This window comes from Micrococcus porci, from assembly GCF_020097155.1.
Taxonomy (GTDB): domain Bacteria; phylum Actinomycetota; class Actinomycetes; order Actinomycetales; family Micrococcaceae; genus Micrococcus; species Micrococcus porci.
In genome coordinates this window covers 2,365,591-2,391,804 of sequence record NZ_CP083691.1, presented here as the reverse complement: position 1 = coordinate 2,391,804, position 26,214 = coordinate 2,365,591, and the positions used below count along the sequence as shown (strand labels likewise).

Here is a 26,214-nt window from a genome sequence, read left to right as displayed (position 1 = left end):
GGACACCGTCGCTACCTCGGCACGACGTCGGCGAAGTTGCGACGGTTCGTCGAGCGAAAGTGGAGAGATGATGGATGCCATGACGGAGACCTCGCATCCCCGGCCCGACCCCGCCCGCGTGCGCGCCCTGCGTGGCACCGTCCTCGCGGTGTCCCTGCTGAACCTCGCCTACATGCTCGTGGAGATCGGCGTGGCGCTCGGCATCGGCTCGGTGTCCCTGGTGGCGGACTCCGTGGACTTCTTCGAGGACTTCGCGGTGAACATGCTCATCGTGATCGCCCTCGGCTGGCCGCTGGCCCGGCGGGCGCGCGTCGGCAAGGTGATGGCCGGGATCATCGTGCTCCCGGCGATCGCCGCGCTCGCGATGGCCGCGGTGAAGGTCGGCGACCCCGAGCCGCCCGCCACCGGCCCCCTGTTCTGGACCGGCGTCGGATCCCTGCTGGTCAACCTGGTGTGCGTGGGCCTGCTGGCCCGCTTCCGAGCCGACGGCGGATCCCTCACGCGGGCGGCATGGCTCGCCGCCCGCAACGACCTGATCGCCGGCATCGTGCTGATCGCCCTGGCCGGGGCGACCGCGCTGACCGCCTCCGGCTGGGCGGACATCATCGTGGGCGTGCTGCTGGTGGTGCTCAACGGCGGCGCCGCCAAGGAGGTCTGGCAGGCCGCCACGGAGGAGCGCCTCGCGGCGCAGGCCCTCGCCGGCGAGTTCGACGACGACTGAGCCCCTCGGCCCGGCACACGGCCGGGGCACGGCAGAATGGATCCATGACCGACACCTTCCCGACGCCGCTCCTCCGCCGTCGGGCCTCGCGCACCCTCGCCCTCGGCGGCACCCTCGCCCTGGCCGCCGCGATGACCGGCTGCGGCCCGGACCCCGACTACCGGCAGACCTCCGAGGACTATGCGCAGGTCTGCCGGGACGAGACCACGCAGGAGCGCGTGCCGGACGAGGACTGCGACGACTCCGCCGGCACCTCCCACGCCCACGCCGGCCACCGCACGGGCTGGTACTTCATCCCGCTCGCCGGCGGGCGCACCGTCCCGGCCGTCGGCCAACGCGCCGGCGGAGGCCTCACGACCCGCCCCGGGACGGGCACCACCACGAAGGTCCCGTCCTCCGGAGGGGAGTTCGCGAAGTCCGGCACCGTGTCCAGGGGCGGCTTCGGCTCCAAGGGCGGCGGCGCCGGCTCCTGAGCCCCCCCGCGCCCCGCATTGCCCCCGCCGCCTGCCCGCACCCGAGGAGACCCCATGGAACGCCGCGTCATGGCCCCCCGCCCCGGCTGGGAGCGCACCATCGCCTCCCAGGGGCTCGTGTTCGACGAGACCGTCCACCCGGACGGGACCGTCACCCACTACTGGAACGAGTCCGCCTGCTACGCGCTGACCATGGCCGAGGTGGAGCACCTGGAACAGGCCTCGGAGCGGCTGCACGCCATGTCCCTGGAGGCCGCCCGCTTCCTCGCGGACGAGCAGTCCGTCCCCGGCTCGCCGTGGCGGGCACTCGGCATCCCCCGGGAGGCGGCGCAGCTCGCCGTCGACTCCCTGAACGCCGGGGAGCCGAGCCTCTACGGGCGCTTCGACCTGGTCTACTCCGGCCCGGACGCGCCGACCAAGCTCCTGGAGTACAACGCGGACACGCCCACCGGGCTGGTGGAGGCCGCGGTGTGCCAGTGGTTCTGGAAGGAGGACGTGTTCGGGGACGCCGTGGACCAGTGGAACGGGATCTTCGAGGCGCTGACGGACCGCTGGCGGCGGATCGCCCCGCCGGAGGCGGACGGGACCCCGGCGCGCGTGCACTTCGCCCACACCGAGCTGGACGAGACCGGCGAGGACGCCATGACCGTGGCGGTGCTGCGCGACGCCGCCGAGCAGGCCGGCGTCAGGGGGGAGTCCCTGCTGATGAGCCAGATCGGCTTCGACACGGAGCGGCTGCGCTTCGTGGGCGCGGACCTGCGGTACCTGCGCCGGATCTTCAAGCTGTACCCGTGGGAGGACATGGTCACCGAGCGCTTCGGGCCGCGGCTGAAGCTCGACGACGAGGTCCGGTGGATCGAGCCGCCCTGGAAGATGCTCCTCTCCACCAAGGCGCTCACCGCGGCCCTGTGGCACCTCTACCCGGGCCATGAGCTGCTGCTGCCCACGTTCCTGAACGACCGGGGCGGCCTGCGCGAGTGGGTCCGGAAGCCGCTGCACGGCCGCGAGGGCGCGGGCATCGAGATCCGTTCCCGCGCCGGGGACGTCAGCTCCGCCGCGGGCCGCTGGGGTGCGGAGGGGCACGTGTACCAGCAGTTCCACGGCCTGCCGGACTTCCCGGCGCCCGACGGCGCCCCCAACCGCCCGGTGCTGGGCACCTGGATGGTCGGGGACGAGTGCTTCGGGGTGGGCATCCGCGAGTCGGACGGCCCCGTCACCGACGCCCTGTGCCGGTTCGTCCCGAACATCATCGACGGCTGAGGAGGCCTCCCGTGCTGAGCACGCACCAGTCCGTGTCCGTGTCCACCTCGTCGGTGGCGCCGGTCTACTCCGCCGTCGTGACGGTGCCGCTCGTCGTCGGCCTGGTGGGCTCGGGGGCGCCGCTGGCCTACCTGCTGGCGCTGCTGCCGATCCTCGGCGTGTGGGCGGGGATGTCCGCGAACGACGAGCGTGAGCCGGACAAGGGGTCCGTGTACTCGTGGGCGGTCACGGGCCACCCCGTGCTCGGCTGGACGGCGGGCTGGTGCCTCGCCCTCACGGGGATCGTGGCGACCTCCGGGCTTGCCTACGTCGCCCTGGACGCGTGGCTGCCCGGGCTCGGCGCGGGCGTGAAGGTCCTGATCGGCGCGGGCATCATCGCGGCGGCGACCGCCCTGGCCTCGGCGAACGTGCGGATCACGGCGGCCGTCCAGACCGCGGGGGTCCTCGTCCAGGTGGCGGCCACCGCGTACCTGGCGTGGGTGCTGGCCCGGGTGGGCCTGACGCCGCTCCCGCCCGCGGGGACGGTGCAGGACTGGGTGCACGCGGTGCTGCTCGCCGTGTTCGCGTTCTGGGGGTTCGACGCCGTCTACGCGCTCTCCGAGGAGTCGCACCGGGGCGTTCCGCGCCGCTCCGCGGCGGTCTCGCTGGGGCTGCTGGCGGCGATCTTCCTGGTGTTCTCGGCGCTGGGCGCCTCGGAGGACCCGGCCGCCGTCGCCGCGCTGACACACCCCGTGGTGATGGCCGGCGTCGTGGTGTCCTGCGTGGGCGCGATCGGCTCCACCCTGATCCCCACGGCGCGCGGCCTCTCAGCGATGGCCGAGCGGGGCCACCTGTCTGCCGTACTGGCCCCGCTCCGCGCGGCCGAGGTCGTCTCGGCGCTGCTGGCGATCGCCTGGCTGGTGGTCTCCCTGGCCGTGCCCGGGGTGTTCGAGGACTCGATCGAGATGCTCTCCGTGTTCGTGGGCGGCTACTTCACGATCTCCTCGGCGACGGCCGCCGCGCACGCCTCCGGCGGCGCCCGGATGCTCCACGCAGCGACGGCCGTCGTCATGGGTCTGATCACCGCGGCGAGCCTGGCGTGGATGTTCGAGCCGGACTACGGGGCCACGGTGGTCGGCGGCGTCGGCGGGGTGGGCCTGCTGGCCGTGGGCTTCGCGGTGCTGGGCCTCATCCTCGCCGTCGGGGCCGGGCACCGCGGACGCGCCGTTCATCCGACGTCGGGCGTCTGACCCGCCCGCTCCTCCGGGGCGATCTGCTTGGCGTCGAGCCGCTCCCTGGCGGACTCGATGGCCTCGGGGTCGAACACCTCGTCATCCCGGGCGTCGGAGTCCGCGCGGCCGCGCCGCCATCGTCCCCCGGACTTTCGCTGAGGAGACCGTCGCTTCCATCCCGGTGGATTGCCGAGGAAGCGACTGCTCCTCTAGCGGAAGTCGGGGGCCAGACGCGGGGCCCGGAGGGTGAGCGCCAGCACCGTCCCCAGGGCCGCCAGCACCACGAATGCGCCGAGCGCGGCCGTGAGCGGCAGGACGCCGGCCAGCAGGCCGACCAGCGGGGACAGGCCCAGTCCCGCCAGGCGCATCAGCCAGCTGACCACCGCGAGCCCAGTCTGGGCGGGCAGGCCCGGCACCTCGTCGGCGAGCGCGAACGCGGTCGGGACCACGACGGCGGAGCCCAGCCCCGCCAGCGCCAGGCCGGTGAACATCGCGGCGGGCGTCGGCACCAGCAGGGTGACCGTCAGCCCCGCCAGCACGACGGCGAGCCCCCCGGTCAGCGCGCGCGTGCGTCCCAGCGCGGCCAGCACGCGATCCCCGGTCAACCGGCCGAGGAACTGGGCGCCCAGGAGGGTGCTGGCGCCCAGGCCGGCGGTGGCAGGGTCCAGTCCACGCTCGGCCTGGAGGAACAGGGACGTCCACGAGTTGCCGAACTCCTCGACGGAGAAGCCGGCCATGGAGATCACCACGATGGGGGCCAGCAGGAGCCAGGGGTGGCGGTGCGACGCCGGCGTCGCCTCGGATTCCGGCCCGGGGTCGTCGGCCGTCAGCAGGGCCGGGGCCGGGGCGTGGTCGGGGGTGTCCGGCAGGAACCGGGGCAGGGTCAGGGCCAGCAGGAGCACGCAGGCGGCCCCGTTGAGGCCGAGGTGCAGTCCGGCGGGGACGCCCGCGCCCACCGCGGCGGCTCCCAGCGCCGCGCCGACGGCCGCCCCGAGGGACCAGCCTGCGTGCATCGAGGTCAGCACCGGTCGGCCGAGCGCGTGCTGGGCGCGCAGGCCCTGGGCGTTCTGTGCGGTGTCCACGACGGCGTCGCACAGGCCGGAGGCGAACACGGCCGCCGCATAGGCCCCCAGCCACGGGCCCGCGGCGTCGGATCGCGCGCCCAGGTCCAGCGCCAGGCCGGCGCCGGTGAGGACCACCGCGATCGCCAGGGATCCCCAGAGGACGGTGGCCCGGGACCCGGCCCGGCGCAGGATCGGCGCGCCGGCCGGCCCCGCGCAGGCCGCGCCGAGGGTCATGACGGTCACCAGCAGCCCGAATCCCGCGGGGTCGAGGCCGAAGGCGGCCTTGGCCTGTGGGTAGTGCGGGATCATCGCGGCCGCGAGGGCGCCGTTGGTGAAGAACGCCGCGGTCGCGGCCCAGCGGGAACGGGTTGCGGCGCGTCGGTCGATGCGCGGGGTGTCGGCGGGGGCGGACGTCACGCGCTCCAGGGTGTCACGCCTCCGGCGGCGTCACGTCCGGCCGGGACGTGCCCCGCGGGCCCCGCCCGCTCAGGAGTCCCAGCCGAGCAGCCGCCAGACCTCGGCCCAGCCCGCGAAGAGCTTCGCGTTGTACTCCGCGCCGAGCTGGTTCGGGTTGGCGAACAGCACCCAGTCCGCGGCCTGGACGGCGTCGTCCGCGGCGAGGAGCTCCGCGACCTCCTCCGCCGAGCCCGCGTAGGTGGGGCCGGAGCGGGCCGCGCCGCCGTCGAGGTGGCCGGAGGAGTCCCGCGAGTGGCGGTCGCGTCCGAAGTACAGCTCGTCCTCGTGGTCCTGGATGACGAACGCCGAGCGGGTCACCGCCGTGCGCGCCGGGGTCGTGTGGCCCCCGGCCTCGTACGCCTCGAGGTACCGGGCGATCTGGTCGGCCTGCTGCACGTGGAAGGGGCGGCCGTCGTCCTGCAGCAGGAGGGTGGAGGAGAGCATGCCGTAGCCGTCCTTCGCGGCCTCCACCGCGGAGCCCACCGTGCCGGAGCCCCACCAGATGCGGTCCGCGAGCCCGGGGGAATGCGGCTCGATGCGCAGCGGTGCGGAGCTGTGCGCCCAGCCGGAGGAGAGGTCCGGCGTCGCGATGCCCTCGCCGCGCACGCCGGCCAGGAGGCGGCGGCCGCGCTCGCGGGCCACGTCGGACCAGGTCTGCCCGTCGGCGAGTTCGTAGCCGAACTGCGCCTGACCGTCCCGGGCGGCCTCGGGGGAGCCGCGGGAGACGCCGAGCTCGAGCCGGCCGCCGGCGAGCAGGTCCGTCGTGGCGGCCGCCTCGGCCATGTACAGGGGGTTCTCGTAGCGCAGGTCGATCACGCCGGTGCCCAGGTGGATGCGCTCGGTGTGCGCGGCCATGGCGGTGAGGATCGGGAACGGCGAGGAGAACATCCGCTGGAAGTGGTGGATGCGGATCCACGCGCCGTCCAGGCCGGCGGCCTCGGCGTCCACCGCCATCTGGACGACGTCGTCGATAGCCTGCTTCGCGTCCGGCTCCACGGGTCGCCGGCCCACCCGCGGGCGGTGGATCCAGTGCCCGAAGTTGAGGAATCCGAGGTTCTTCGTGGTCATGGCTCGTTCAACAATGAAGTATCTCCGGGTGTTCCCAGGCGGGGCCCGGTGGCAGGATCGAGGGCATGAGCCTCCCCTCCGCGACCGACTGGACCGGCACCTGCGGCTTCCGCCTGTACCCCACGGACGAGTTCTCCTCCGGCCCGTCCGCCGCGCGCCTCACGCCCGTCGCCGGCGGCGCCGCCCTCGCGCTCGACTACACCTGGGTGCACCCGGACCAGGGCGAGCAGGCCGGCCACCTCGTCATCGGCCGTCCCGACGACGCCGGCCGCGTCACCGCCGCCTTGACCGACTCCTTCCACCAGGCCCCGGAGATCCGCGTGCTGGAGGGGGCGTCGTCGTCGCCGGAGGGGGATGCCCACCCCGTGGAGGGCGAGGGCGTCGCCGTGTCCATGGAGTACTCCGGCTGGGGCTGGACGGTGGCGGTCCGCCTGCAGGGCGGCACCCTCGCGATGGTCATGCAGAACGTGATCCCGGAGGGCGTGGAGGGTGCCGAGCCCGGCGCCTACGACGTGATGCGCGCCGCCTGGACCCGGACAGACGCCTGAGCGAGCGGGCACACTGGAGGGCATGACCGAGCACCAGGACACCCAGGGCCAGCACGCACCGGCCACCCCGCCCGCCGAGCCTGCAGTGGAGAGCGCAGGGCCCTCGCCGGAGATGCTCGAGCTGGCCGGGCGCATGTTCGACGCCGCCCGCACCGGCGACGTGGACACGCTCGAGGCGTACATCGTGGCCGGCCTGAACCCGGACCTGCAGAACGGCAAGGGGGACACGTTCCTGACCCTGGCCGCCTACCACGACCAGCCGGCCGTGGTGGAGATGCTGATCCGCGTGGGCGCGGACGTGGAGAAGGCCAATGACCGCGGCCAGCGCCCGCTGACCTGCGCCACGTTCAAGGGCGACGTCGCCTCCATGTGCCTGCTGCTGGCCGCCGGGGCCGACCCGGACGCCGGCACCCCCTCCGCCCGGCAGACCGCGCAGATGTTCGGCGGGGAGCGGGTCGCCGCGGTGCTGGATGAGGCCCGCTGACCGGCCGCGCGTCGACGCCGCGGTGCCCGCTGACGCCGGCCCGTCGACTTGACGGCGGTGGGATGATGGCGGGGACATGACTGCTTCCCACACCCTTCCCGACGCCGCCGTGGACCCGCACTACGCCAAGTCCGCCGGCGCGGGCCGCCGCATCGCCGACGACGACCAGCTGCACGAGGGCGGCCACGCCGCCCCGCGCTCGGACCGCCTGAACCTGCCCCCGCTGAAGCTCGGCCCGATCACCGTGGACGTCCCGGTGGTGCTGGCCCCGATGGCCGGCATCACGAACACCGCGTTCCGCCGCCTGTGCCGCGAGTACGGCGGCGGGCTGTACGTGAACGAGATGGTGACCTCCCGGGCCCTGGTGGAGCGCAAGCCCGAGTCCATGCGGATCATCCAGCACGACCCGGACGAGGTCCCGCGCTCGGTGCAGCTGTACTCCGTGGACCCGGTCACCACGGCCGCGGCGGTGCGCATGCTGGTCGAGGAGGACCGGGCCGACCACATCGACATGAACTTCGGCTGCCCGGTGCCCAAGGTCACCCGCCGCGGCGGCGGCTCGGCCCTGCCGTGGAAGTCGGAGCTGTTCGCCTCGATCGTGAAGGCGGCCGTCACCGAGGCCTCCAAGAAGGACATCCCGGTGACCGTGAAGATGCGCCGCGGCATCGACGAGGACCACCTCACGTTCCTCGACGCCGGCCGCACCGCCCGCGACCTGGGCGTGGCCGCGGTCGCCCTGCACGGGCGGACCACCCGCCAGTTCTACTCGGGCACGGCGGTCTGGGAGGACATCGCCCGCCTGCGGGAGGCGCTGCCGGACATCCCCGTGCTCGGCAACGGCGACATCTGGTCCGCGGAGGACGCGATCGCCATGGTCGAGCAGACCGGCGTCGACGGCGTCGTCATCGGCCGCGGCTGCCAGGGTCGGCCGTGGATGTTCGGGGACATCCAGAACGCGTTCGAGGGCCGGCCGGAGCGGTTCCATCCCACGCTCGGCATGGTCGCGGACACCCTCTACCGCCACGCGGAACTGCTCGTGGACACCTTCGGCGGGGACGAGGTCAAGGCGCTGCGGGACATCCGCAAGCACGTCGCCTGGTACTTCAAGGGCTACCCCGTGGGCTCGGAGGTCCGCACGGGCCTGTCCACCGTGCCGAACCTGGCCACGCTGCGCGAGCTGCTGGACCGCCTCGACCGGGACATGCCCTACCCGGGCGCCCCCGCGGAGGGCCCCCGCGGCCGGGCCGGCGCCCCCAAGCGTCCGCACCTGCCGGACGGCTGGCTGGACTCCCGGGAGCTCAACGAGGAGCAGCGTGCCATGATCCACGCCGCCGAGCTGGACGTCTCCGGTGGCTGAGCCGCAGCCCACCCTCTTCGGCCCGGCCGACCGCCCGCCCTACGCCGGCCGGCCCGTGCCCACGCCCGGGTACACGGACTGGGACCGCCGGCGCTGGCTCGCCGAGCCGCCGAAGTCCTCCTACCGGTCGGACTTCGAGCGGGACCGCGCGCGGGTCCTGCACTCGGCCGCGTTGCGCCGCCTCGGCGCCAAGACCCAGGTCGTGGCCCCGGACCTGGACGACTTCTCCCGCACCCGGCTCACCCACTCGCTGGAGGTCGCCCAGATCGGCCGCGAGCTGGGCCGCTCCCTGGGCTGCGACCCTGACCTCGTGGACACCGCCTGCCTCTCCCACGACCTCGGCCACCCGCCGTTCGGCCACAACGGGGAGAAGGCGCTCGACGCCGTCGCCGAGGCCGCCGGCGGCTTCGAGGGCAACGCCCAGACGCTGCGCCTGCTCGCCCGCCTGGAGCAGAAGAAGTCCTTCCCGGACGGGTCCTCCGCGGGCTTGAACCTCACGCGCGCCGCCCTCGACGCCGCGTGCAAGTACCCGTGGGTGCGCGAGGACGCCCCGCTCAGGCCCGACGGGAAACGCTCCAGGAAGTTCGGCGTCTACGCGGACGACCTGCCCGTGTTCGAGTGGTTCCGGCAGGGGGTGCACGGGGCCCGGAAGTCCATGGAGGCCCAGGTCATGGACCTCGCGGACGACATCTCCTACTCCGTGCACGACGTCGAGGACGGTGTGGTCAACTCCGCGTTCCAGCTGCGGTGGATCACCGAGCCCGGGGAGCGCCGCGCCCGCGTCCTGGAGACCACCCGCGACTGGTACCTGCCGGGCGGTGACCTGGAGGAGATCGACGCCGCCCTGACGCGCCTGGAGTCCCAGGACGTGTGGATGGGGGAGATGGACGGCTCCCGCCGCGCCCTCGCCGGCATGAAGGACATGACCAGCCAGCTGATCGGCCGCTTCTGCACGGCGGCGTTCGACGCCACCCGCGAGGTCTTCGGCAACGAGCCGCTGACCCGTCACGCGGCCGACGTCGTCGTGCCCGCGCACACGGAGCACGAGATCGCCGTGATGAAGGGCATCGCGGCGGCGTTCGTGATGACCTCCGAGCAGCGTCAGCCGCTCTACGCACGGCAGCGCGATCTGCTCACCGAGCTCGTGGACCTGCTCATGACCACGGGGGACCGGTACCTCGACCCGATGTTCGCCGCGGACTTCCAGGACGCCGCCGACGACGCCGCCCGCGCCCGCGTGGTCATCGACCAGGTGGCCTCGCTGACGGACTCCACCGCGATCGAGTGGCACCGCACCCTGGTGCGCGGGGAGACCTTCCAGCGCGTCTGGCTCTGAGCCCGGTTCAGCCGAGCAGCGCCGGCAGCACGGTCCCCGCGGGGCCGCGCAGCACGTGGGTCATGGCGTCGCTCAGCGCAGTGCGGTCCGGATTGACCTCGACGACGGGCGCCCCGGCCCCCAGCGCCAGGAAGGGGAGCGAGGCGGCGGGCTGGACCACGCCCGAGGTGCCGACCACCACGCAGAGGTCGCACTCCTCGAGGGCGGCCTGCGCGTCGCCCCACGCGCGCTCGGGCAGCAGCTCGCCGAACCACACGATGTCGGGGCGGACGCGGCCCCGCCGGCACGCCGCGCACAACGGCGGCTCCAGGTGCATCAGCGCCTCCAGGCCCGCCTCGGAGCCGGGGGCGGCGGACTCGGCCAGAGCGACGACCGCGCTCGGGTCCACGTCCGCGGGGGTGTCGCACTCCGCGCAGCGGAATGCGAAGAGCGAGCCGTGGAGGTGGGAGAGGACGTCGGCCCCGGCCCGCTCGTGGAGGTCGTCCACGTTCTGGGTGACGATCCGCAGCGCCGGTGTGCGCGCCTGCCAGGCCGCCAGCGCCCGATGCCCGGCGTTGGGCTCCACGGCCCGGACCATCCGCGCGCGCCACAGATACCAGGACCACACGAGGGAGGGGTCGGCGGCGAAGGCCTCCGCGGTGGCCAGCTGTTCGGGGGAGTACCGCTCCCACAGTCCGGTCTGCGCGTCACGGAAGGTCGGGACGCCGGACTCGGCGGAGACGCCCGCCCCGGTGAGCACCACGGGGCGCTCCGCCTCGAGGATCAGGCGACGGACGGCGCCCAGGGCGGCGGGGTCGGAGGGCTGCGTGGGGCTCATGGTTCCAGCCTAGGGACGACCAGGCCGTGCTGCTCTGTATCACTGACTCGTCCGAAGACGACCCTCCCGGGTCCCGGGAGCGCGTGGGAGGGTCGGATTCGGCCGAGCGGATGCCGTGCCGTCGCGGTTCAGGCGGTCCCGGCCGCGCGCGTCAGGGCCCGCCGCAGCCCGCGGGCCTTGAGCAGGACCTCCTCGTGCTCGGCGTGCGCGTCCGAGTCGGCGACGATCGCCCCGCCGGCGCCCACGCTCCACCGGGCAGGGGCGTCCGGGGTCGTGGGGGAGAGCACCGCCGTGCGGATCACGATGCTCAGCTCCACCGTGCCGTCGGCGCCCAGCATCCCCAGCGCCCCGGAGTAGACGCCCCGCGGGGAGCCCTCCCACGCGGCGAGCAGCTCCACCGTGCGCCTCTTCGGCGCCCCCGTCATGGACCCGCCGGGGAACAGCGAGCGGACCACGTCCACGGGCGCGACGCCGGCGCGGGCGACGCCGGTGACCGTGGAGACGAGCTGGTGGACGGTGGCGTAGGACTCGACGGCCATGAGCGCGGGGACCTGCACGGTGCCGGGCTCGCACACCCGGGAGAGGTCGTTGCGCAGCAGGTCCACGATCATGAGGTTCTCGGCCCGGGTCTTGGGGTCGGCGGCGAGGGCGGCGGCCGCGGCGGCGTCCTCGGTCGGGTCCGGCAGGCGGGCCGCGGTGCCCTTGATCGGCTTGGTGCTGTACCGGCCGTCCCGGCCGGAGAGGAACCGCTCGGGGGAGGCCGAGACCACGGCCCAGCGCTCGGCCCCCGTGCCGTGCTCCATGAGGGCGGCGTAGGGGGCGGGCTGGTGTGCGGCCAGGTCCCGGAACAGCGCGAGCGGGTCCACTCGCAGGGCGGGGTCGGCGTCGAAACGGGTGGTCAGGCACAGCTCGTAGGAGTCCCCGGCGTGCAGGGCGGCCCGGCATCGGGCGATCTGCTCGGCGTACGCGGCGCCGTCCTCCCGCCAGACGCCCGGGGCTTCCGGGGCGTCGACGTCGACCTCGACCTCCTCGGTGGACGTCCGCGCGGCCTCCAGCGCCCGGCGGACGTCCGCCTCCCAGCGGTCGGCGGCCGCCTCGGCGGCGTCGGCGTCGAGGGACACGACGCAGCAGCTCAGCGCCCCGGCGACGTGGTCGGCGACCGCGTACCGCGAGGGCCGCACCCAGAACTGGGCCGGCAGCGCCGCCGGGTCACCCGGACGGGGCGGCGGCGGGGTCACGCCGAGGTCCGCCAGGCCCAGCTCGTAGCCCAGCCAGCCGACGAGCCCGCCGCGCAGGGGCAGCCCCTCGCCGCCGTGCACCTCGCGCGGGGCGGCCGCGGCGGCCAGGTCGGCCCAGGCCCGGTCCGGGTCCGCGGGGTCGCCGTGCCGGATCAGGCGCAGGCCCGGGGAGGGGATGCGGCCCTCCTCCTCGCCGAGCACGTCGACGCCGTCACCCACCATGGACCAGCGGGCCTCACCGCCGTCGGGCAGGGCCGAGTCCAGCCAGAAGGAGGCGGTCCCGCGCTGCACGGCGTGGGCGTAGACCGCGCCGGCCGCCGTGGCCGCGGTGTGGCCGACCGCGGCGAGCGTGGCGATGTCGAGCGTGCGGACGGCCACGTGCAGGGGCGCGGGGGAGGCGTCGGGGCGGCCGGGCGCGGTGGGCATGCGCACCAGCGTAGGCGGCGGTTCCGCCCGGGGCTGACGCGTCGCCGCGCTCCCTAGAATGGTCCGCATGGCCGGACTGATCGTGCGCAAGGACATCGACCTCGTCCGCGAGCGGGCCGACCTCAAGGCCGTCGTGGAGGAGTTCGTCACGCTGCGCTCCGCCGGCGTCGGCTCGTTCAAGGGGCTGTGCCCCTTCCATGACGAGCGCACCCCGTCCTTCCACGTGCGCCCCGGCGTCGGGACCTACCACTGCTTCGGCTGCGGCGAGCACGGGGACGTCATCAGCTTCCTCATGGAGATGGAGCACACCACCTTCACGGAGACGGTCGAGCGGCTCGCCGCCCGCGCCGGCGTGGAGCTCCACTATGAGGACGGCCAGGGCCCGGACCGGGCCGAGACCAGCCGGCGTCGCCGCCTGTTGGAGGCCAACAAACTGGCCGACGAGTTCTACCGCGCCCGCCTGGCCGCCCCCGACGCGCAGCCCGGCCGGGACTTTCTCACCGGCCGCGGATTCACGCAGGAGCACGCCGAGCAGTTCGGCCTCGGCTACGCCCCGCAGGGCTGGTCCGCGCTGCTGGACCACCTGCGCCAGCAGGGCTTCCGCGACGATGAGCTCCGCGCGTCGGGCCTGTTCTCCGAGGGCCAGCGCGGGCTCTACGACCGCTTCCGCGGGCGCCTGCTGTGGCCCATCCGGGACATGACCGGGAACACGATCGGCTTCGGCGCGCGCAAGCTGTTCGAGGACGACCCCGGGCCCAAGTACCTGAACACCCCGGAGACGCCCCTCTACAAGAAGTCCCAGGTGCTCTACGGCATCGACCTGGCCAAGCGGGCCATCGCCAAGGAGCGGCAGCTCGTCCTGGTCGAGGGGTACACGGATGTGATGGCGGCGCACCTGTCCGGGGTGGAGACCGCCGTCGCCACGTGCGGCACCGCGTTCGGCGCGGACCACATCAAGATCGCCCGCCGCCTGATCAGCGACGACGGCACCGGCGGCGAGGTGATCTTCACGTTCGACGGCGACGCGGCCGGACAGAAGGCCGCCCTCAAGGCGTTCGACGAGGACCACCGGTTCCTCGCCAAGACGTTCGTGGCCGTGGAGCCGAACGGCCTGGACCCGTGCGACCTGCGCATGCAGCAGGGGGAGGAGGCGGTGCGCGCCCTGATCGCCTCCCGCCGGCCCCTGTTCGAGTTCGCCATCTCCGCCGGGCTCAAGGACTATGACCTCAACACGGTCGAGGGACGGGCGGGGGCCCTGCGGCACGCCGCGCCGATCGTGGCCGGAATCAAGGACTCGGTGCTGCGCCCCGGCTACGAGCGGGAGCTCGCAGGCTGGCTCGGCATGGACCCCAACGTGGTCAGCCGCGCCGTGGCCCAGGAGCTGCGCGGACGACGGCGGGGCGGCCCCTCCGGCGGGAGCGCCGAGCGCACGCCCGCCCCGGAGCGGGCCCCCGAGGGGGCGAACGCCGGCCAGGCTCCGGGTGAGGAGCCGGCCGCGCCCCGGCCCGCGCTGATCGTGCCCGTGGACCCGCGGGACCCGGCCGCCCGGCGCGAACGCGAGTCCCTCGAGGTGGTGCTCCAGCATCCCACCCTGCTCTCGGCCGAGCAGTGGACGGCGTTCTACCAGGCCCGGTTCACCATCCCGCAGTACGCGGCCGTGCACCACGCGGTGAAGGTCGCCGGCACGGCCGGGGCCACGCCGTCGCGCTGGGTGGACGCGGTGCGGGACGCCGCGCCGGGGGAGGTGGCCGGCGTCGTCTCCGAGCTGGCCGTGCGGGACCTGCCCGCCCGCACCCCGGAGGACGTGGACCGCTACTGCCGGGACATCATGAACCGGCTGTTCTCCCTGCAGATCGTGCACCGCAAGGAGGAGCTGCTGGGACAGCTCCAGCGCCTCGGCCCCGAGGGCGACCACGACGAGTTCATGCGCCTGAACGCCGAGCTCATGGAACTGGAGACGCGCCGCCGGGCCCTCCGCGCCGACGACTGACCCCCACCCGTTTTCGTTCGCGAAACGGCGGCCCCAGACGCGTTTTCGTTCGCGAAACGGCGGTCCGTCGGCCACCCGGCGTCAGTGCTCGTCGACCGTGAGCACCTCCCCGGACGTGGCGTCGATCTCGACCTCGGGGCCGTCGGAGCCGTCCTCGCGGTCGAACTCGACCTCCCACTGGAGGGTGCCGTTGTCGTCGTCCAGGTCCATCTCGTCCAGGGTCACCCCGTCACGGCCCTTTCGAGCGGTGTCGAGCGCCTGCTGGGCGGTGACCTCGGCGTCCTTCGCCTTCTGGACGTCCTCGGGATCCGACTCGCGGTCGGTCTCGGTGATGTCGCCGTCGGCGGTGACGTCCAGCTCCTTCACCTCCTTGTCCACCACGACGTCGACCTCCCAGGTCGTGTCGTCGTCGTTGGCATCCACCCCGACGATGATGCCGTCGCCGTACTTCTCCAGGACCGCGTCGATCACCGCGGAGGCGGGGTCGTCGGCCTGGCCGGTGGCCGAGTCGCGGCCGGCCGCGGCGGCCGTCGACGAGGCCGGGGCGGAGGAGGCTGACGACGCAGAAGCTGACGTGGTCGAGGCGTCCTCCGTGGCGGGGGTGCTCGCCACTGCCGAGGAGGCGTCGACCTCCAGCGAGGCGGAGCCGTCGTCGCCGTTGTCGGCCGTGGTGCCGCAGGCCGCGAGGGCGAGCGCGGCCAGCACGCCCGTGCCGGTCAGGGCGGTCTTGCGCGTGAGGGTCGTGATGGTCATGGTCACGTCTCTCCTTCGGATCCGTTCCTGATGGTTCTGGGAATGTCCTCGCACCGTAGGCCGCCCGGAGCCGTGCCTGGCAAGGGCCGCCGGTCCCCGGGGGCGGGCAGGGCGACGACGGCGCCCCGCGGCCGGGTGGCACGCGGGCGGGGGCTCTGGTAGAGTTCCATCCGTTGTCCGAACGGCCCCGGCGGTTCGCGGCACATTCCCCCGTAGCTCAACGGCAGAGCATTCGACTGTTAATCGAAGGGTTGTTGGTTCGAATCCAACCGGGGGAGCCGAACAGAGGCCCCTGCACCGACCATGTCGGTGCGGGGGCTTCTTCGTGCCTGGAGGACGACCGGGCCGCGGGAGCCAGTTGTGCCCGCCACTGTCGCCCGTGTTGGAAGCGATCGCGCGGACTTCTAAGTCTTGCGGCAAGGACCACACCTCGGTCTCCGAGCAGATCCACGACACCGAGGTGGTCTCGGTTGCGGAGCTGCGTCGGCTGCCGTTCGGGTGGGGGATCCTGCTGAACCGTAACGGGCGTCCGATCCTGATGCGGATGACCCGTTGGTGGGACCGCAAGGACGGCAAGCAGATCAAGGAGGCTGCGGGTCGGTACTCGAAGGCGCTGCTGGCCGAGCTGGAGTCCAAGGACCCGGCCCCGTCGTCCACACCGACCGACGCGGACCGGGCCGAGGAATCCGTGGCGGCGTCGGACCCGGTGCCGGAGGCGGCCCCGGCGATCCCTGTGCGGTGAGGGCATGGGCAGGTTCGGGCTGTACCGCACTGGCTCGGCCGAGTACAAGCGGTACTTGCGGTCCCAGGCGTGGGGGTACAGGCGGGTGCGGTGGTTCGCGGACTGCCGGCAGGCCGGCCAAGAGCCGGCCTGCCAGGTCTGTGGGGTCACGCTGACCGAGGCAGGGACCCTGGACCTGCACCACGTCTCGTACAAGGGCGTGGGCCAGGACGAGGAGGGCCGGTGGCAGGCCCGTGAAGCGCACAACGACCTGATGCCGTTGTGCCGGGACCATCACCAGCGGTTGCATCAGATCATGGACGGCAAGAAGGAGTTCTTTGGATGGGACCGCAGGCGGGCGACGATCGTGATCGTGGTCAGGATGATCCGGCAGAGTCAGGCATGAGCACGGACGGGGGTGCACGGTGCCATGTCTGCCAGCGGCCCGTCTTCACGAGGTGGCACTGCACCGATGGGCGGCACTTGGACCGCGCCGAGTGCCGTGCCGCCAGTGGAATCGGGGTGTGGTTGTGCGGGACGTGCGAGGACGCCGCGCATCGCTACATGCGCTCGACTGGAGCAGGTGGACGCGAGGCTGTTGAGGAGCTGTTCGCCCGGCTCGAGCGGCTGTTGGGCGGGCCAGCACGTCGGTACACGAGGGAAGGGCGGAACTGATGGCATCGCCGTGGGTCGAAGACGACGAACCGGACTGGTCCGAGACAGCCCCCCTCCAGGACGAGGGGCCAACGGAGACATCGTTGCCTTACGTAGATCCGGAGGTGGCCGCAGAGCTGGCTCAGGAAGGCCCGCCGGTGTGGATGGGCACGCGGTGGCGGGAGATCGAGGCTGAGCACCAGTGGCAGGCGTGGAACCACCTGCGGCGGTGGGTGGACTGGTTCGTGGCCGAGTACCGGCTGGGGACCTCGATCGTTCCCGCGTGCTGGTACCGCCACCCTGACGTGACCGCGGAGCTGTATGCGGCCATGTGCATGGAGTACAAGGTCTGGGATGAACAGGCTCCGGGGCTGGGGCCGATGATGATGTGGCACCCGCATGTGGAGATGATGACGGCCCGGCTGCGGCGCATGGTCGACGAGGCCGGCTGCGCGAAGATCGGCCGGCACAAGGACCCCGAGGCTTACGGCAACCGTGGGGCGTACGAGCTGGACTACGACGAGTCGGACTGGACGCGATGGGCCGCCACGGAGCGCGAGGAAGAACTGATCGAGCGCCCGACCGAGGGCGTGAAGTACGTGCGGGCGAAGGTCGTGGACTCCGACGGGAACGTGCTCGGGCACTCCGCCCCTGTCGGGCTGAGGCCGGTACCGAACGTCGTAGGGGTCGAAGCGAAGGTGCGGGTCACCTCGTCAACGCCGGCGGAACCGCGAATGGCGGTCGCGGTATCCAGTGGACGCGACGATCTGGGGATCGAGTGGGAGATGTCCCCTGACGGTGCCGAATGGAGCACCCGGCCGAACGACGACCGGTGAGGGCCGAGGCCGCGACGGATACCGGCACCGGTAATTACCGGAATGCCGATTAAGGTAAATATCGAAGATAGTCGCAATAGGTTCGATTAGATCATTGCAAATCCGCGTACTCTTGGTGCATTCTGACGACCGGGCTCACGTGAGGGCCTGGGCGGAAACAGGAGGTGTGGTGGATGTGGTCGCGAGGACTGGGCCGAGGCTGGGACTTGAGGTGGGTGCGCGATGTGGCCCGCATGCAGTTCGACCTCTACGAAGAAGACCGCACAGGTGCCTGGTGGGCCGACCAGGACAGCGGGCATCAGCTGGCGCTCGTCAGCGACGGCGGTTGGCGCATGAGCCTCAACGGTGCGAGCTACCCGAGCCGTTATCGAGTCTTCGACTTCGACGGCGTGGAGATCGTGGAGCAGACGGAGGAGGTTCTGGGTCGTCTTGGGCATGGTGGGCACTTCGATCCGCAGCAGGAGGGTGCTGGGCGCTACCAGCGGGTCCGGGAAGAGTGCGTGTCCGCTGTCGAGGATGTTCTCCATCTGGGGGGTAAGCGTTGAGTCGCTCGAAGAAACCGCGGAAAAACGATAGGAAGGCGGGACACCCTCGTGTCCGCCGGATAGTTGACCAACTCCGCCACGAGGGGCTGGACGATTTTGTCCCGCAGGCCCAGTTGCTGCCGATCCTCGGGCGCCGAGAGGGCTGGGAGCTGGCCGTGGATGAGTCGGGTGAGGTGTGGACCTATAGCCCAAGCGGATCCACGGCGGGGTCGAAGGATGGGGACGTTCAACCAGCAAGGATCGAATGGCTCGACGTGCGTGGCCTGCCCGGGTACCTCGTCCATCCACCCTCCAATGACGAAGGCGTTAGCCCGTGGCGGCGGGTTTACCCGTTCGCCGACGCGTTGGCTCTGGACGTTGTTGCCATCGAGACATGGACTGTCCCGGTCTCGGGTGACCCGCCCGGCGCGGTGAACGGGTGGAGATGGGAGGAACCTGCCACGGGCCTTGGCGAGCAGGCGCTCGAGGTGTTCGACCCGCTCATGTACGGGCGGCCTGCCGCGACCTTGAGTCAGCTGGCGGGCCAGGCGGACGGCGTCGGGCGAAAGCTGATGAATCTGCGTGAGGCGCTGATGGGGTGCACCACCCCTGTTGACCTCACGGTGATCTGGGATCAACTGGACGAGGCGTTGAGGCTCGTTGTGGACGCTGAACGGAGCCTGACGTATGCGCACCGGGTCATCGCAGAGGACCTCCCACTGCGGAAGCAGTTGTCCAGGGGCGAGCCGCCGTGGGTCTCGTCGACAGGAGTGAATCGCTGGCTGACTCCCAAGCAGATGAAGCGGGCGCGCCGACGTCATGACGTCGTGCCGGAGGACCAACTCATCACATATCGGGAGGCGGTGGTGATGGCAGACGACTTGATCCCGCCGTTGCTGGCGAAAACGCTCGCCGCGATGGACAAGCAGATTCTGCTCGACGAGCTACTGGACGACCTCCTCTCGCGCCAGTGCCCAGGCTGTGGGGCGGGAGCGGGTGCATACTGCACGACGGCCAGCGGTCGGATCGCCGAAGTTGTGCACGCTGGCCGCCGAGATGCATCACCCATGATGCGTGGGCACATGGAGTTGTACATGGAAGTGCGCCAGCCAAACGAATTCGTACCTGATCCCGAGTGCGGCCGCGTTGGGCCGGCTCCGTGGGACGAAACGCTGCCGGGCGTGTGAGTTCAGGTGGCGTTGTCGAGAAGGAACTTGGTTGCGGCGAGAGTAACGACGCGGACGTACTCGGCCAGCTCGGGGGAGACACCGGTCGGGTTCAGATGTCCGTGGCCATCACCTCCGTCATTGCGCGAGGCCGTCACCGCTTGTGCCGTGCGGGCAATGAGTTGGTGAAGCTGAGCGATCGCGCCTGCACTCGGACCGTTGATACTTGATGGCTTAGTCGATAGGTCAAGCGCCTCCATGGCTTCGTACACGATGTTCGGCATGTCCTTTTGGCGCTGCTGGGGCGCTCGCTCGTGCAGGACGTGCTTCGAGGTGGCTTCGAGCAGGTCCTTGGCTGTCCCGAGTATGGATGCTGGATCCTGGTCGTTGCGCCGAAGGCGAGCGATGAGGCGATCGACTGTTTCTCGCTGTCCGGCGTCGACAGTCGGGAATGCGACAGCGGTCGTGATGAAGCCATCTGTCGTAAGGGTGGCCCCGCCCTCGGTGATGAGCTGCCGCACGGCCTGAACGGCGGCCACAATCTCCGGGGCGGGGTGCTGAAACACGTCACGGTGTCGAAGCTCATCGACGAGTGCGGAGATCAGGCGTCGTGTGGCCTTCAGTCCGTTGGAGTCTGCGGTCTCAAAGGCAGTTCGCATGCGCCGGGGCTTGGTGATGGATTCGCCGCTGGGGGTATCTCTGGGGATTGTCATCCCAACCGACGCGAACGCATCGTCGAGGCCGTCATGGGTGGGGATGCCGGACACATCCATTAGTCGGCGCATCGCGAGACCGACGCGACCACTCCAGTTCGGTTCCATGGAGACATCTTGCACCAAGGGGCGGAAACGACCGATTGTGCCCGTGGGTGGGTTAATGGGGGCGGCGCGCGAGACGGGTGGCGGCGATGGCGAAGGCGAGGGAGAGCAGGGCCATCGCCTGCCACCCGGCCAGTACCCATCCCGGGCCGAAGGCCGCGCCGAGCGCGCCGCCGGCCAGCGTGGCAAGGGGCACGGAGCCGCGGGTGAGGGTGCGACGCATCGCGGTGACCCTGCCCAGGGTGCCCTCGGGGCAGGAGCGGGCGAAGATCGCGCCGCTGGTGATGTTGCCCAGCACGACCATGAACCCCCACAGGGCGGCGCCGGCCAGCAGCAGGGGTCCGGCGTGGGCGCGGTCGAAGAACGCGGCCAGGTGGAGTGCGACGGCGGCGGCGCAGCCGGCGGCGCCGGCCAGGATGCATCCCTTCTCGCCCAGGGTGTCGATGGCACGGGGGGCGAGGGTGGAGACGGTCAGGGCGCCGAGGGCTCCGGCGGTGAGCTGGAAGCCGACGAACTCGGGACCGAGCTGCAGGTCGGTGAGCACCCACACGGCCTCGATGGGGGCGAACAGGGCCATGCCGATGTTGCCGGCCATGGAGTTCAGGGTGAGCAGCCACAGCACGGGGGTGCGTCGCAGGGTGGTCCACCCGTGGGCGGCCTCGCTCCAGAACCGTGACCAGCGGGTGAGGACTACAGCGGCGGCGGGAGTCTCCTCGTCCTGCGTGTCTTCAGTGACGGGGGCGGGGTTTATGCGCACTTTCAATGCGACGAGCGCGGCGGTGGCCAGGAAGGCGGCCGCGATCCCCAGCACGGGCCCGGCCCCGAGGGCGGCGACGAGCAGGCCGGCTGCGGCCGGGACGATCAGTCCCAGGGCCGCGTCGGCGGACTCGAGCCTGGCGGCCAGCCGGCTGACCGTGTCCGGAGCGACCACGCGGGGCACCAGGGTGGCCTGGGTGGTCTCGGCCAGGACCGTGAGCACCCCGAGCAGGGCCATGACCGCGGCCAGGTGGGCGAAGGTGAGCGCGTCCAGGGCCCAGGCGAGCACGAGGGTGCCCAGCAGGGCCGCTTTGGCCAGGTCGGTGGCCACGAGCAGGCGGGGGCTGAGGTGTCGGTCCACGAGGATGCCGATGGGGACCCCGAGGAGCAGGAAGCCCAGCCCCGAGAGGGTCATCAGCACGCCCATCTGGGCTGCGCCGACCCCGAGGGCCAGGACGGCGAGCACGTCGATGGCCACGTCGGTGGCCGAGCGGCCGCCAGCGTCGAGGGCGTTGGAGGCGACGAGCCAGCGGGCGTGCCCGAGCCTCTTCGCGCGCGCCGCGTTCTCAGGCGCGGTCGTGTCGTCGGTCAGGGGTGAGCTCACCCCGGGAGTGTCCCCTAGGGCGTGTTGCTAAAGGGTAGTAGTCAGCCAATGCAGTGTCGCGGCGAGGCAGAGCCCGGCGTGATAGCTCCGGGCGTACTTGTCCGAGCGCATCGCGATTCCTCGCCACTGTTTGAGCCGGTTGAAGCACCGCTCCACGACATTGCGGCCCCGATAGCGCTGGCGCTGGTCTTCACCGAAGTCGATCGGTCTTCCTGGGCGGCGGCGCCGGTGCGCGATCTGATCGGCCCGCTCGGGGATCGTGGCCGCGATGCCATGCCGGCGCAGCCAAGACCGGTTCGCCTTCGAGGGGTAGCCCTTGTCCGCAATCAGGCGGTCAGGCCGCGCCCTGGGCCGCCCACGGGCGCCGGCCACGCTGATCAGCTCCAGCGTGGTGGCCAACATCGAGGTGTCCGCCACCTGCCCGCCGGTCACCACGAACGCCAGCACCCTGCCCTTGCCATCACAGACCAGATGAGACTTCGTCGTCAGACCGCCGCGGGAGCGTCCGATGGCATGATCAGCCGGCTCGTCCCCGGATTTCTTGTAGTTCATCAGGGCCCCCTGTGGGGCGGGGCAGGGTCGCCCCGTGCTGATGGACGCGCACGATCGTGGAATCGATCGAGGCCACCCAATCCAGCTCGCCAGCCTGCTGTGCCATCGACTGAGTGCGCTCGAGCACGCGCTCCCACACACCCTGGGCGGCCCACCGGTTGAAGTTCTTGTAGATCGTGTTCCAGTTCCCGAACCGCTCGGGCAGATCCCGCCACGGAGCTCCGGTGCGGAAGCGCCACGCGGTGGCCTCGACCACCGCGCGCCGATCCACCGGGGGCCGACCCGTGGACTTCGGGGCAGGGAACAGCGGGCCGATCACGGCCCAGACCTCGTCCGAGATGACATCACGCGACACCCCTCAAGACTGGCGCACCCAAAGCTTGAAACCCTTTAGCAACACGCCCTAGAAGTGAGGTGGATCACGTGAGGCGGGTGAGCCTGGGCGTGTCAGTTGCCGGCGGAAGATCGAAGCAGCCCGGTGCTGTCCGGGGTGGAAAGGACGTTTGACCGGGTTCCGCCCTGGCGTCGCTGGGGGTAGGAGGCCGCGGGGCGGGAGGGCTCCTCCACACTTAGCCTCATGGACGCGTGGATTGGACTCGGAGGCGTGGTGCTGGGCGCTTTGATCGCGGGAGGGGCAACGTTCCTGACGGGCAAGCTGGCGGATGATCGCGCTCGACAAGCCGAGAGGAAGGAACATGTGGCCAGGGTCGGTGCTGAGTTCCTGCGTGAGGCCGACCGTGTTGAGCAGTACCTGCTCGACTACGTCCACGAGCATGCCGCTGTGCCCGGTGACAACGAGGAATGGGGTGAAACCGCTGAGTTGGCGCGGATCGCGTGGGAGCTGCGGCTGTTCGCCCCGCGTCCTGTGAACGACGCCGCTGCGGAGCTCGTGGATGTTCTCGAGGCATGGGAATCGGGCGTTGATGGGCGTGGCCGGGACGTCCTAGAGATCCACAAGCGATTCGTGAGCGTGTTGCGCGTTTATCTGCACGGTGAGGACGACTGAGGCGGGGCCGATCGTCCCCATCCGCTGATGTGGTCGCTGCGTACCCACCACCCCCGAGTCGCCATGCGCTCTGTCTACCCTGGTATACCCATACGCACACTGCGGGCTGAACCATCACCCCAGCGTCACCGGAGCCTCTAGTCCCCACCACGATCCGCCCTTTTAGGCCTATCAGGGGACCGGAGGCACGCCGCGCCGCCCCCCGCTCCTACAGGCTGGCAGGTTCGGGCAGGGTGCTCCACCAGTCCCCGAGCCCTCTCCCCGGTCCCTAACCCCGACCAGGCAGAATCCGAGCACAACAAGCCCGAACGGCCCGCAGAGCCCCAGGACAGGAACCGGACATGACCAGTCAGTAGCTACCCCGCCACGATGTGATCGGCTACCCCAGAGTCTTCATCAAGGTCCAGGCGCGGTTCGATGTGCACCCCTCCTCCTCTTTATCGGGTACCCGATATTCTGTGAGCGGACGAAAGAGGTGCTCCATGACCCTGACCCTGATCCCCCCGACCACCCCTGACGAGGCCACCCAGCAACTTGCACAGCTCCAGGGCACCACCGTCGCCCTTGCCGTGCTCCGCCGTGTGCAGCTCGTCAAGGCTGCCGAGGTGGGAGTAACCCAGCAGCAGCTTGCCGGTGCGCTCGGCCGAGCCCAGTCGAGCATCAGCGAATACCTCACCCGTGCCCGCACGAGCCTGGCCGACAGGCCCGCCACACATCCTCTGTGGCCGGCCGAAGTCATCGACCTCTACGCGGCGGGCCTTCTGCCCCGTGACGAAGTGCTCGCCTACCTCGCCAGCTACCCCTACATCGACCCCGCACCCACCGATGACCCGGCCTACACCGTGACCCAGCCCGGTGAGTTCGGGGAGGTCGCAGCAGCCCACTGGAACGACAAGCTTTCTGATACCGACTACGCGAACCTCTACGACCTTCTGCACGCAGACGACTAGGGCATGTCTGACAATCGTTTGGACCACGCGAGCACAGCGTTCAACACCACGGCGGCCCGGTAGACGATCGCGTACTTGTCGTACCGGGTCGCCAGGCCCCGCCATTGCTTCAGGTGCGCGTACTGGCGCTCGATCACGTTCCGGCCCTTGTAAGCCTGCGAGTCCAGGCCCACGGGACGGCCACCGGCCGAGCCGCGGCGCCTGCGGTGGCCCTGCTGATCCGCCGGCTCGGGGATCACGGCTTTGATCCGGCGGGCACGCAGGTGGGTGCGGATCGCCCGGGAGGAGTACGCCTTGTCGCCCAGCACCGCCTCGGGGCGGGTCCGGGGCCGCCCTACCGGCCGTGCCACGCGCAGCCGCCCCAGCAGCGGCAGCAGCATCGGGGAGTCCCCGGCTTGGCCGGGGGTGATCAGGCTGACCAGCGGCAGCCCGGTCCCATCGACGAGCTGATGGATCTTCGTGCTCAGCCCTCCCCGGGAGCGCCCGATGCCGTGATCGGCCGGCTCCTCATGCAGATTCCTGTAGTTCGACCCATCCCCCTGTGAGGCGGGTGATGTTCGTCGCGTGCTGATGCGCGCGGGCGATCGTGGAGTCCACCGAGACCGACCAATCGATCAGGCCTTCGGCGTCCGCGGCGGCGGTCAGCCTCGCCAGCACCGCATCCCAGGTGCCCTCTTCAGCTAAGCGCCGGTGCCAGGTCCACACGGTCTGCCAAGGCCCGTAGACCTCGGGCAGATCCCTCCATGCAATCCCGCACCGATATCGGTAGATGATCGCCTCCACCATCGTGCGGGCGTCCGAGAACGGCCTGCCGGCCCTGCCGGTCCGGGTCGGGAGCATCGGGGCGATCAACTCCCATTGGGCATCGGAGAGCATCTGGAAGCGGGACATGCCTTCCAGGGTGTCAGCTGGCCCCCTGGATCCATTCTCAGACACGCCCTAGCCGAACTCGATCGGGTCGATCAACGTCCCCGGTCAGTACACCTAATGGGCGGCTCTGAAGGTTTCGGTAGTTCCGCGAGGGCTCTTTGCCTGGTTTGCCTGAGTAGGCACCCAGAGAAACTTGCTAGCACGCTAGCTAACTTGCATGCTCCCTAGTCAGCACGCTTGCATGCTTGCTGACTAGGGAGCTTGCGTAAAAGCATGCGTGCATGCATACCTTGATGGTCTACTCCGAGGCCGGCGGTGTCGCCAAGACGACGACTGCTGTTTCCTTGGCCATGTCCTGGGCTGAGCAGGGCCGACAGGTGGTCCTGATCGATCTGGATCCTCGTGCGGCTGCCACGAAGTGGGTGGACGTGGAACCCACCGAGCCTGGCCTGCACATCGGCGCGGTGATCGGCAACCCCGACCCCACCGGCTGGGTGCAGGATCTGGCCGTGCCCTCCGGCTGGCACGAGAACCTTCGCGTGGTTCCCTCTGATCGGTCCTTGTCGCACCAGGAGTCCGACCGAGCGGACCACGCCCACCTGCGTCTGCGCATGGCCTTGAGCGATCTGCAGGCAGATCTGGTGGTCATCGACTGCCCCAACCGTCAGGGCGGGCCGTTGACCCAGAACGCGTTCACCGCCTCAGACGGGGTGATCTACGCCGCCCGCCCCACCTCGGACGGCTGCGACGGGGTACACGGGGCGCGCCAGAGCGTGGCCGCGTTCAAACAGTCCATGGCGCTGCTGGGAGCGCCAGACCGGCTCGTCGAGGTGGGCATCGTCGTCTCGGACTACCGAGACCACATCACCCCCAAGGACCAGACCGTCGCCGTCGAGGAGCTGCGCGAGACCGGGCTGCTGCTCACCCCCCTGGTGCCCGCCCGCTCCATCGTCCCAAAGGCACGTCTGGCCTGCGACTGGCTAGGCCGCTACGAGAAGGGCGAACCCGTCGCCGCCGCCTACGCCGACCTGGCCGGCCTCATCTTCGAAAGGATCACCGCATGAACGAGAAGCAGCTTGAGCCCGACCTGAGCCTGCGAGCACAGCGACGCAAGCCCACCCCGGCACCCCACACCCCGGCTCCCGGAGCGGTGATCCCCGTAGAGCCGGCGACAGCCTCGGACCCGGCCGGCGGGTATGCGCCCCTGGCTCGGCGTGGGGCGCCGACCGTGGCGCTGAACGTGCGGGTGCCCGAAGCGATCCGCGACGCGGTGCGCCGAGAGGCCGCCACGAACCCGGCAACGCCCAGCCAGGCTGCGGTCATCGAGGCCCTGGTCCGCGCGCACCTGATGAACTGACCGGTGCGCCAGGCCGAGGGGTCTGAGCTGATCCTCCAGGCCATCGGAGACGCCTGCCCCTTCCAGGGCTGAGGACCCTTGAGCGTCCTGGGTGCCGGCCCCGTGTTCACTGCGCAACGTGGGCAGGCTGAAAGACGTCTGCCACAAACCCCGCCGGGGCCGGTGTTGTGGCGAGCTGATTGAGGCCAGTCTTTGGCC

Annotated in this window: 26 protein-coding genes, 1 tRNA gene and 1 pseudogene; 19 read left to right on the top strand and 9 right to left on the bottom strand. The window is 71.3% G+C overall.

Annotated features, from left to right (window positions below; genetic code table 11):
- The first annotated feature begins 79 nt into the window (after positions 1–79).
- The 4 genes from KW076_RS11310 to KW076_RS11295 are packed head-to-tail and all read left to right on the top strand — an operon-like array spanning position 80 to position 3,683.
- Positions 80–721 (top strand): cation efflux transmembrane domain-containing protein, encoded by a 642-nt coding sequence (locus KW076_RS11310; RefSeq protein WP_224355407.1) that lies wholly within the window; start codon positions 80–82, stop codon positions 719–721.
- Between the two features lie 44 nt (positions 722–765).
- The gene (locus KW076_RS11305; protein WP_224355406.1) at positions 766–1,194 is read left to right on the top strand and encodes a tRNA-dihydrouridine synthase; all 429 of its coding nucleotides are present in this window, start codon (positions 766–768) and stop codon (positions 1,192–1,194) included.
- Between the two features lie 54 nt (positions 1,195–1,248).
- The gene (locus KW076_RS11300; protein ID WP_224355405.1) at positions 1,249–2,454 is read left to right on the top strand and encodes a glutathionylspermidine synthase family protein; all 1,206 of its coding nucleotides are present in this window, start codon (positions 1,249–1,251) and stop codon (positions 2,452–2,454) included.
- Positions 2,455–2,465: 11 nt separating this feature from the next.
- Entirely contained in the window at positions 2,466–3,683 is a 1,218-nt protein-coding gene (locus tag KW076_RS11295) for an APC family permease (RefSeq protein ID WP_224355404.1), read from the top strand.
- A gap of 191 nt (positions 3,684–3,874) precedes the next feature.
- Here KW076_RS11295 and KW076_RS11290 read toward each other — a convergent pair whose 3' ends face one another.
- Both KW076_RS11290 and KW076_RS11285 read right to left on the bottom strand, forming a co-directional pair.
- Positions 3,875–5,146, bottom strand: coding sequence for an MFS transporter (locus tag KW076_RS11290; protein ID WP_224355403.1), 1,272 nt, complete (start codon positions 5,144–5,146; stop codon positions 3,875–3,877).
- 69 nt (positions 5,147–5,215) lie between these two features.
- Positions 5,216–6,253 carry an LLM class flavin-dependent oxidoreductase gene (locus tag KW076_RS11285; RefSeq protein WP_224355402.1) on the bottom strand — a complete coding sequence of 346 codons (1,038 nt, stop codon included), beginning with the start codon at positions 6,251–6,253 and terminating at the stop codon, positions 5,216–5,218.
- A gap of 65 nt (positions 6,254–6,318) precedes the next feature.
- Here KW076_RS11285 and KW076_RS11280 point away from each other — a divergent pair, with 65 nt between their 5' ends.
- The 4 genes from KW076_RS11280 to KW076_RS11265 all read left to right on the top strand — a co-directional run bounded on the left by KW076_RS11280 (position 6,319) and on the right by KW076_RS11265 (position 9,978).
- Positions 6,319–6,801, top strand: a complete 483-nt coding sequence (locus KW076_RS11280) for a hypothetical protein (protein ID WP_224355401.1) — start codon at positions 6,319–6,321, stop codon at positions 6,799–6,801.
- A 22-nt stretch (positions 6,802–6,823) separates the two neighbouring features.
- Entirely contained in the window at positions 6,824–7,285 is a 462-nt protein-coding gene (locus KW076_RS11275; protein ID WP_434084331.1) for an ankyrin repeat domain-containing protein, read from the top strand.
- Between the two features lie 76 nt (positions 7,286–7,361).
- The gene (gene dusB, locus KW076_RS11270) at positions 7,362–8,642 is read left to right on the top strand and encodes a tRNA dihydrouridine synthase DusB (RefSeq protein WP_224355400.1); all 1,281 of its coding nucleotides are present in this window, start codon (positions 7,362–7,364) and stop codon (positions 8,640–8,642) included.
- A gap of 55 nt (positions 8,643–8,697) precedes the next feature.
- A complete protein-coding gene (locus tag KW076_RS11265; RefSeq protein WP_224356846.1) occupies positions 8,698–9,978 on the top strand; it encodes a deoxyguanosinetriphosphate triphosphohydrolase in 1,281 nt (426 codons plus the stop codon).
- Positions 9,979–9,985: 7 nt separating this feature from the next.
- On the opposite strand, the gene KW076_RS11260 is transcribed toward KW076_RS11265, so the two are convergent.
- Together KW076_RS11260 and KW076_RS11255 are read right to left on the bottom strand one after the other, a co-directional pair.
- Positions 9,986–10,795 (bottom strand): SIR2 family NAD-dependent protein deacylase, encoded by an 810-nt coding sequence (locus KW076_RS11260; protein ID WP_224355399.1) that lies wholly within the window; start codon positions 10,793–10,795, stop codon positions 9,986–9,988.
- Positions 10,796–10,923: 128 nt separating this feature from the next.
- The gene (locus KW076_RS11255) at positions 10,924–12,459 is read right to left on the bottom strand and encodes an anthranilate synthase component I family protein (RefSeq protein ID WP_224355398.1); all 1,536 of its coding nucleotides are present in this window, start codon (positions 12,457–12,459) and stop codon (positions 10,924–10,926) included.
- 67 nt (positions 12,460–12,526) lie between these two features.
- Between KW076_RS11255 and dnaG the strand changes: the two genes are divergently transcribed.
- Complete coding sequence (gene dnaG, locus KW076_RS11250; RefSeq protein WP_224355397.1) at positions 12,527–14,449, top strand: DNA primase; 1,923 nt, start codon at positions 12,527–12,529, stop codon at positions 14,447–14,449.
- Between the two features lie 81 nt (positions 14,450–14,530).
- On the opposite strand, the gene KW076_RS11245 is transcribed toward dnaG, so the two are convergent.
- A complete protein-coding gene (locus KW076_RS11245; protein ID WP_224355396.1) occupies positions 14,531–15,202 on the bottom strand; it encodes a PepSY domain-containing protein in 672 nt (223 codons plus the stop codon).
- 206 nt (positions 15,203–15,408) lie between these two features.
- Between KW076_RS11245 and KW076_RS11240 the strand changes: the two genes are divergently transcribed.
- The 6 genes from KW076_RS11240 to KW076_RS11215 all read left to right on the top strand — a co-directional run bounded on the left by KW076_RS11240 (position 15,409) and on the right by KW076_RS11215 (position 19,124).
- A tRNA-Asn gene (locus KW076_RS11240) sits at positions 15,409–15,480 on the top strand.
- A 101-nt stretch (positions 15,481–15,581) separates the two neighbouring features.
- Entirely contained in the window at positions 15,582–15,944 is a 363-nt protein-coding gene (locus KW076_RS11235; protein ID WP_224355395.1) for a hypothetical protein, read from the top strand.
- 4 nt (positions 15,945–15,948) lie between these two features.
- Positions 15,949–16,329, top strand: coding sequence for a hypothetical protein (locus KW076_RS11230; protein ID WP_224355394.1), 381 nt, complete (start codon positions 15,949–15,951; stop codon positions 16,327–16,329).
- 373 nt (positions 16,330–16,702) lie between these two features.
- Complete coding sequence (locus KW076_RS11225) at positions 16,703–17,413, top strand: hypothetical protein (protein ID WP_224355393.1); 711 nt, start codon at positions 16,703–16,705, stop codon at positions 17,411–17,413.
- 233 nt (positions 17,414–17,646) lie between these two features.
- Positions 17,647–17,958: a hypothetical protein gene (locus KW076_RS11220; protein ID WP_224355392.1), complete on the top strand. Its 312-nt coding sequence runs from the start codon at positions 17,647–17,649 to the stop codon at positions 17,956–17,958.
- A gap of 155 nt (positions 17,959–18,113) precedes the next feature.
- On the top strand, positions 18,114–19,124 hold the full coding sequence (locus tag KW076_RS11215; protein ID WP_224355391.1) for a zinc finger domain-containing protein: 1,011 nt from the start codon (positions 18,114–18,116) through the stop codon (positions 19,122–19,124).
- Between the two features lie 2 nt (positions 19,125–19,126).
- Here KW076_RS11215 and KW076_RS11210 read toward each other — a convergent pair whose 3' ends face one another.
- The 3 genes and pseudogenes from KW076_RS11210 to KW076_RS11200 form a co-directional block, all read right to left on the bottom strand.
- Positions 19,127–19,924, bottom strand: coding sequence for an abortive infection family protein (locus KW076_RS11210; protein ID WP_224355390.1), 798 nt, complete (start codon positions 19,922–19,924; stop codon positions 19,127–19,129).
- A gap of 52 nt (positions 19,925–19,976) precedes the next feature.
- The gene (locus tag KW076_RS11205) at positions 19,977–21,281 is read right to left on the bottom strand and encodes an MFS transporter (protein WP_224355389.1); all 1,305 of its coding nucleotides are present in this window, start codon (positions 21,279–21,281) and stop codon (positions 19,977–19,979) included.
- A gap of 27 nt (positions 21,282–21,308) precedes the next feature.
- A pseudogene (locus KW076_RS11200) lies at positions 21,309–22,188 on the bottom strand (IS5 family transposase).
- A gap of 222 nt (positions 22,189–22,410) precedes the next feature.
- On the opposite strand from KW076_RS11200, the gene KW076_RS11195 reads away from it, so the two are divergent.
- On the top strand, positions 22,411–22,839 hold the full coding sequence (locus KW076_RS11195; RefSeq protein WP_129043571.1) for a hypothetical protein: 429 nt from the start codon (positions 22,411–22,413) through the stop codon (positions 22,837–22,839).
- A gap of 482 nt (positions 22,840–23,321) precedes the next feature.
- Positions 23,322–23,789, top strand: a complete 468-nt coding sequence (locus KW076_RS11190; RefSeq protein ID WP_224355388.1) for a COG3415 family protein — start codon at positions 23,322–23,324, stop codon at positions 23,787–23,789.
- On the opposite strand, the gene KW076_RS11185 is transcribed toward KW076_RS11190, so the two are convergent.
- A protein-coding gene (locus tag KW076_RS11185) for an IS5 family transposase (protein WP_088478277.1) occupies positions 23,786–24,680 on the bottom strand; the annotation gives its coding sequence in 2 pieces (ribosomal slippage) (positions 23,786–24,322 and positions 24,324–24,680; 894 coding nt in all). The two genes, KW076_RS11190 and KW076_RS11185, sit on opposite strands and share 4 nt — an antisense overlap.
- Positions 24,681–24,940: 260 nt before the next feature.
- Between KW076_RS11185 and KW076_RS11180 the strand changes: the two genes are divergently transcribed.
- Together KW076_RS11180 and KW076_RS11175 are read left to right on the top strand one after the other, a co-directional pair.
- Positions 24,941–25,723, top strand: coding sequence for a ParA family protein (locus KW076_RS11180; RefSeq protein ID WP_224355387.1), 783 nt, complete (start codon positions 24,941–24,943; stop codon positions 25,721–25,723).
- Complete coding sequence (locus tag KW076_RS11175) at positions 25,720–26,016, top strand: hypothetical protein (RefSeq protein WP_224355386.1); 297 nt, start codon at positions 25,720–25,722, stop codon at positions 26,014–26,016. The genes KW076_RS11180 and KW076_RS11175 overlap by 4 nt, the downstream gene beginning before the upstream one ends.
- Positions 26,017–26,214: the final 198 nt, after the last annotated feature.